Below are 6,132 nucleotides of genomic sequence, written 5' to 3' on the forward strand. Positions count from 1 at the left end.
TTCTTAAAAATCATTTAATGAAACCTTACATTTTGCAACGCACAAATCCCAAAAATACGCTTTTATATTTATGAAAATTACCATTTTCAATCTTTGATTTTTGGGTGTTTATCACAAATTAAAGTAAAGGGGTATTTTAGTGATTAGTCAAACAATGATCGTTTTTCAAGAAGCCAGTATTTTAGATGTTATAAAAAAAATTGAAAAGAACAAAAACGGAGCAGTATTTGTTATTAATGATCATGAGAAAATTGTAGGAGTTATCACAGATGGTGATGTGCGAAGGTATATCATAAATCAGGGTGAAAGCTTTAGTATTCACACACCTATTTTCACATTGCTACAAAATAAATCATTTATATCTATTAGTGAGCAAGAGTGTCAGTTTATTGCATTAGTAAATATTTTCCAAAACCATACTGTAAGAATCTTACCAATAGTTGATAGTCACGGAAAGATCATCAGTTTTCTAACAAAAGAAGATGTTCATGCTATGATGTTAGAAAATAAGATCTTTATGCCCAGTTTTACTTTTTGTAAGTCAAAGAAAAATAAAGCAGAAGACAACATTATGTTACGTCCTTGGGGCTTCTATAAGAGTATCGCCCTTACAAGATATACGCAAGCTAAGCTTATTAATATTTTCCCAAATCAACAAATAAGTCTCCAAAAGCACAAAAAGCGAGAAGAGCATTGGGTAATTGTTTATGGTCATGGCAGGGTAATCTTGGAGGATTCTCGACTTGATGTATATCCTGGAAAATACATTTTTATTCCTAAAGGATGTAAACATAGAATTTCTAATGTTAGTAAAACTCGTAATCTCATTTTCTGTGAAGTTCAATTAGGGACATACTTTGGAGAGGATGACATAATTAGATATCAAGATTCATATGGAAGGAGTAAACAGTGAGTGTTTCTTACCAAAAACCGCAAATTATAGCAGAGATAGGGTGTAATCATAAGGGTGATATAGCAATTGCCAAGGAGTTAATAGTGTTGGCAAAACAAGCTGGAGCAGACATTGCTAAATTTCAAAAAAGAAACAATAGAGAGTTATTAAGCGTAGAGCAATATAGTGCGCCTCACCCAAACCCAAAAAATTCTTATGGAAAAACTTATGGAGAACATAGAGAATTCCTAGAGTTTTCTTTGCAACAACATAAAGAGTTACAGGCTTACACTCAAGAAATAGGAATAGAATATAGCACATCTGTCTGGGATTGCACATCTGCAAAAGAAATTATTAGCTTAAATCCTACGCTAATAAAAATTCCTTCTGGATGCAATACAAATTATGCATTGCTGGAGATTATGCGAGATGACTATGAAGGAGAAGTGCATATTAGTTTGGGAATGACTACTAGGGCGGAAGAGCAAAAAATTATAGAGTTATTTGAATATAATGATCAAGCGCACAGATTAGTCTTATACGCTTGCACTTCTGGATATCCTATTTCGTGCAAAGAAGCTTGTCTATTAGAGATTTCAAGAATTTATGAAGCATATGGCGATAGGATTAAATATGTTGGGTATTCTGGACATCATTTGGGCGTGAATTTAGATGTCGCAGCATTTACACTAGGTGCGAGATTTATCGAGAGACATTTTACGAAAAATAAGAATTGGAAGGGAACGGATCACAGCGCTTCGCTTGAGCCTAACGAATTGCAGAAACTTGTAGATTCTATTGGTGAGGTTCAGCAAGCATTAAGACATAAGGAAAAGGAAATATTGGATATAGAAATAGACCAAAGAAAGAAACTAAAATATGGATGTTATTCATGATATTTGCCTTTATGCCTTTGAGATGTGGCAGTAAGAGTATAGAATTTAAAAACATTAAGAATCTTTGTGGTAAACCACTATGTTACTGGAATCTAGAAGCCTTACAGAAATCGGCAGTAGATAAGGTTGTTATTGCAACAGATTGTGATGAAATTTATAATGTAGTCTCATCGTTTTGTTTTTCTAAGGTTGAGATATATAGAAGAGACGCTAAGAATGCACAGGATTGTTCTAGTAGCGAGTCTGTTATGCTTGAGTATATAAATCATAATAAGAATCTTTTTGCTGATGATATTTTTATGTTAGTTCAAGCAACTTCACCATTGACAGAAACCAAAGATTTTGATGAAGCTATCGCCGATTTTAAAGAAAAGAATATAGATAGTTTGCTTAGTTGCGTGAAGATAAAAAGATTTTTTTGGGATAACGAGGGTAATGCTTTAAATTACGATTTCAAAAAAAGACCAAGAAGACAAGATTTTGATGGTTGTTTTATGGAGAATGGTGCATTTTATATAACAAAGGTTAAAAATATACAACATTCACAAAATAGAATTGCTGGGAATATAGGTATTTATGAAATGGAGGAGTATAAGGGAATAGAAATTGATGAGGAAGTTGATTGGCATATTACAGAATTTTTGATGAAAAATTACCAATCTCAAAGATTGCAAACAAAAATGTTACCTATAAAGCTCTTTGTTAGTGATGTAGATGGGACACTCACAGATGGCGGGATGTATTATTATGATAATGGGGTCGAAGGTAAGAAGTTTAGCAGTTTGGATGGTAAGGGTTTTGAGATTCTACGAAAGCATGGCATTAAAACAGCTATCTTAACAGGGGAAAATAACTCTATTATTGAGCAGAGAGCAAAAAAACTTGCCGTTGATTATTTATATATGGGGCTAAATGCAGAAGAAAAAAGAGATAAACTTTTTGATATTTGCAAAAGAGAGAAAATCTCTCCTAAGGAGGTTGCATATATTGGAGATGATGTTAATTGTTTGTTGGTATTGATGTGTGCTGGACAAAAGGCTTGTCCAATAAATGCCCATGAAAAAATAAAATCAATAGAAGGTATTATCCAATTAAACAAAAAGGGAGGGGATGGTGCTGTGAGAGAGTTTATAGATCAGATTATTGAGGGAAATTGCAATGACATATTTTAAATACACAGATTACAAACCATTAGAAAATATTAAAGAATTATCAAGCACACGGATGGAAGATGCCAAGTTTATTTTTGATTATTACAGGGATAAGTTTGAATATAGAAAATGCCCAATTTGTAATAGCGATGACTATAGAGAAGCTGATAGATTTTTGGAGCGTTACGAAGTTTGTATTTGCAAGATTTGTAATTCGTATTATGTGAATCCTATTCCAAGTGCAGAAATTCTTGATATTTATTATAATAAATGTGATAGTGTGAAGCTTTATACCACGCTACATAAGACACAACATGATGCTAGCATGATCAAAGATGAAAGAACGGAGTTTATTTTTTCTCAGATAGAGAATCTATTGAAAAATGCGACGCAAAAAGTAAAAATTCTCGAAGTTGGTTGTAATACCGGTAATCTTATATACTCACTAAGAGATTTTCTCGTAGAAAAAGGTTATTGTGATATTTATTATCATGGGATAGATTTGGATGCTAGAGCCATACAAATTGCTAACGAACTAAAAAGAGAAAGTGACAATAATATAGTTTTTGAAAATATTAGTACCGACAATCTAGAAGTATTTAATGATCAATTTGATGTGATTATTAGCTTTGACTTAATGGAGCATCTTATCGATCCCAACGAATTTTGTAGCCAAATTTATTCTCTACTCAAGCAAGAGGGTTTATTTTTGTTTGCTGTCCCAAATAGCATTGGTATAACGGAATTGTTGTTGCCTTATTATTATGATAATAAAATTATCACAAGTGCTATATTTCCTCCCATGCATCTTAATGGTTTTAGTACCCAAAATATAAATTTATTTGCTTACAGAAATAAATTTGCTCTTAGCTATATAGATACTAAAGGTATTTTTGATATAGGTATCTTAGAGCTTTGTCAAGAACAAAATATAGATAACACTATTAAAGATTTTGTTACTTGTGCCGATGACGCTACAAAGGCATTTTTGCAATATTATACTACTTCGGTAGCTGGGGGGGGGTATATGAGATGTGTCTTTAAAAAATATAAAAGGTCAAACAATGAAAAACATAAAAGTTGCAGAAAAATATGGTAAGCCTTTTGACAATAAGTCACTTTTACGCGCACCACAATGGATTGGTGCACAGATACATAATGCTAAACATAAAGCCGAGCAATTTCTTGCAAAAGATAAATATTTTTTTACAGAATGCCCAATATGTGGAAGCGAGAACATTAAAGATTTTGCGCAAATTTATGGCTTTATTTACAAAGAGTGCCAAGAATGTTTTGATGTATTTTTGCAAAACCCTCTTAAAAATTTGACTGAGCTTTATGTTAATGATGGCAAGGAAAGTTCATTTGAGTGCTATTTGAGTGATGAAATTTTTGCAAAGCGTTTGGAAAATATTGCTATGCCAAAGATTGCTTTTATAGATTCGGTGGTGCAGAATTTAAAAAATAATCAAAATTTTGATTTTAAAACATGGCTTGATATAGGTAGTGGAGGAGGCGAGAATCTCTATGCAGCCAAGGAGCTTGGTTACGATATTATGGGGTTTGAATCTGATAAAAAATCGTTGCAATTTTCAAATGAAAGGCTTGGTGGAGAATATGTTCGGTCAGGATTTTTGGATATTACAAATTGTGATATTAAGCTTTTAGAGTGGATTGCAAGAGCCGATGTGATAACATTTTTCAATACCCTAGAGCATTTAGAGAATCCTAGAAAGGTGTTGGGGTTCTTTGGCGATACAATGAAAACAGGTTCTTTACTAATTATTGAAGTTCCTCGTCATCCATCTCTGGCTAGTTATGCCAATGTCATGTCTCCACATAAAGTATATAGGCATTTAATACCTCCTTATCATCTTAATATCTTTAGTGAGAGAGCTTTAGAGAAATGTATAATGGGGGGGGGGGGTGGATATAGTATGGTTGGTAAATGGTGTTATGGGCAGGGGTTTATGGATCTTATTCATGCATTTGATAGTTTTAATGCAAATCACTTGTATGAGAGTATTTGTGCTATATCTAGTGAAGTCCAAGCTGTGATTGATAAAAATAATTTAGCAGATTTTATGTTGGTTGTGTTGCAAAAGAATTAAGGAATAGTATGAAAACTATAGAGATTTTGTATTGAAATAATTAAAACAATTCCTAGAGTGGTTTATAGTCAAAGACGTGGGAATTTGATAGCATTGAGATATAATACAAACAAAGTTATGAAGGAGTTTTTATGCAGTGTTATTTATGTGGAAGTAAAAAATATTTTAACAGAGAAGGCAAGGTTCGAGATAATCCTAGCATACAGATTTTAGAATGTGAGGATTGTGGTTTGGTATTTTTAAGTGAGCAACATACAAATGAGATTTTTTATGCAGAAGGTAATATGCATAATCAACCAAAAGTTTATGATGCTACTGGGTGTACTGACTTTATTAATGATGCTTATAAATTTAATAGATCAAGATTAGAATTTGTATTAGATTCTGTTATAGGCAAAGATATTCTAGATTTTGGGAGTGGATATGCTGGATTTCTTATTCAAGCCAAGCCTTTTGCAAAAAGTGTCTTAGGGGTAGAACTGGAAGCTCAAGTAAAGCCTGTGTATGCACATTATGACATACCATTGGTTTCTAGCCTAGATCAAGCAAAGAATTCTAAAATTTCTGCTGCGGGGGGGGGGGGATATGATCTTATAACTGCCTTTCATGTCATTGAGCATTTGTCAGATCCTATTAGTATTCTTGTTCAACTCTCTTCGCTACTTAAGGATAAAGGTAAAATGATTATTGAAGTGCCAAATGCTAATGATGCTTTGTTAACTATTTATAAAAACAAAGCCTTTAGTGAATTTACTTATTGGAGTCCTCATTTGTATTTATATAATCCTCATACCTTGCAAAAACTTGGGGAAAAAGCAGGGCTGAAAGTAGATTTTGTAAAATGCATTCAAAGATATCCATTGTCTAATACGTTATATTGGCTTTCAAATGGACTTCCAGCTGGTCAAAAGATATGGGGAGGATTTTTAGATTCTAAAGTATTGCAAGAAGCTTACGAATCTGCTCTAGCCTCCGTGGGTGCAACTGATACACTTATTGCACAATTTAGTTTATATTGATATTATTCGTAGCTTATTTATATTCATGTAAGGAGCTAGAAAATGAAAAAAGTGGTGATTTGG

Annotated in this window: 6 protein-coding genes; all 6 read left to right on the forward strand. The window is 32.9% G+C overall.

The genetic code is table 11. From position 1 onward, the window contains the following. Positions 1 to 139 precede the first annotated feature (139 nt). Positions 140 to 913, forward strand: coding sequence for a CBS domain-containing protein (locus C6H22_RS05375; protein WP_104694308.1), 774 nt, complete (start codon positions 140 to 142; stop codon positions 911 to 913). Next, positions 910 to 1,788 carry an N-acetylneuraminate synthase family protein gene (locus C6H22_RS05380; protein WP_104694309.1) on the forward strand — a complete coding sequence of 293 codons (879 nt, stop codon included), beginning with the start codon at positions 910 to 912 and terminating at the stop codon, positions 1,786 to 1,788. Before C6H22_RS05375 ends, C6H22_RS05380 begins: the two co-directional genes overlap by 4 nt. Then, positions 1,785 to 2,960: an acylneuraminate cytidylyltransferase gene (locus C6H22_RS05385; RefSeq protein WP_104694310.1), complete on the forward strand. Its 1,176-nt coding sequence runs from the start codon at positions 1,785 to 1,787 to the stop codon at positions 2,958 to 2,960. Before C6H22_RS05380 ends, C6H22_RS05385 begins: the two co-directional genes overlap by 4 nt. After that, entirely contained in the window at positions 2,947 to 4,038 is a 1,092-nt protein-coding gene (locus C6H22_RS05390; RefSeq protein ID WP_104694311.1) for a class I SAM-dependent methyltransferase, read from the forward strand. The genes C6H22_RS05385 and C6H22_RS05390 overlap by 14 nt, the downstream gene beginning before the upstream one ends. Then, positions 4,004 to 5,050 carry a class I SAM-dependent methyltransferase gene (locus C6H22_RS05395; RefSeq protein ID WP_104694312.1) on the forward strand — a complete coding sequence of 349 codons (1,047 nt, stop codon included), beginning with the start codon at positions 4,004 to 4,006 and terminating at the stop codon, positions 5,048 to 5,050. The genes C6H22_RS05390 and C6H22_RS05395 overlap by 35 nt, the downstream gene beginning before the upstream one ends. 131 nt (positions 5,051 to 5,181) lie before the next feature. Beyond that, the gene (locus C6H22_RS05400; RefSeq protein WP_104694313.1) at positions 5,182 to 6,069 is read left to right on the forward strand and encodes a class I SAM-dependent methyltransferase; all 888 of its coding nucleotides are present in this window, start codon (positions 5,182 to 5,184) and stop codon (positions 6,067 to 6,069) included. Positions 6,070 to 6,132: the final 63 nt, after the last annotated feature.

The organism is Helicobacter equorum, assembly GCF_900198655.1.
Classification (GTDB): domain Bacteria; phylum Campylobacterota; class Campylobacteria; order Campylobacterales; family Helicobacteraceae; genus Helicobacter_F; species Helicobacter_F equorum.

Excerpts from the sequence above, each read along its gene's own strand:
- C6H22_RS05385 (WP_104694310.1), top strand. The coding sequence starts at position 1,785 with ATGATATTTGCCTTTATGCCTTTGAGATGTGGCAGTAAGAGTATAGAA.
- C6H22_RS05390 (WP_104694311.1), top strand. The coding sequence starts at position 2,947 with ATGACATATTTTAAATACACAGATTACAAACCATTAGAAAATATTAAA.
- C6H22_RS05395 (WP_104694312.1), top strand. The coding sequence starts at position 4,004 with ATGAAAAACATAAAAGTTGCAGAAAAATATGGTAAGCCTTTTGACAAT.
- C6H22_RS05400 (WP_104694313.1), top strand. The coding sequence starts at position 5,182 with ATGCAGTGTTATTTATGTGGAAGTAAAAAATATTTTAACAGAGAAGGC.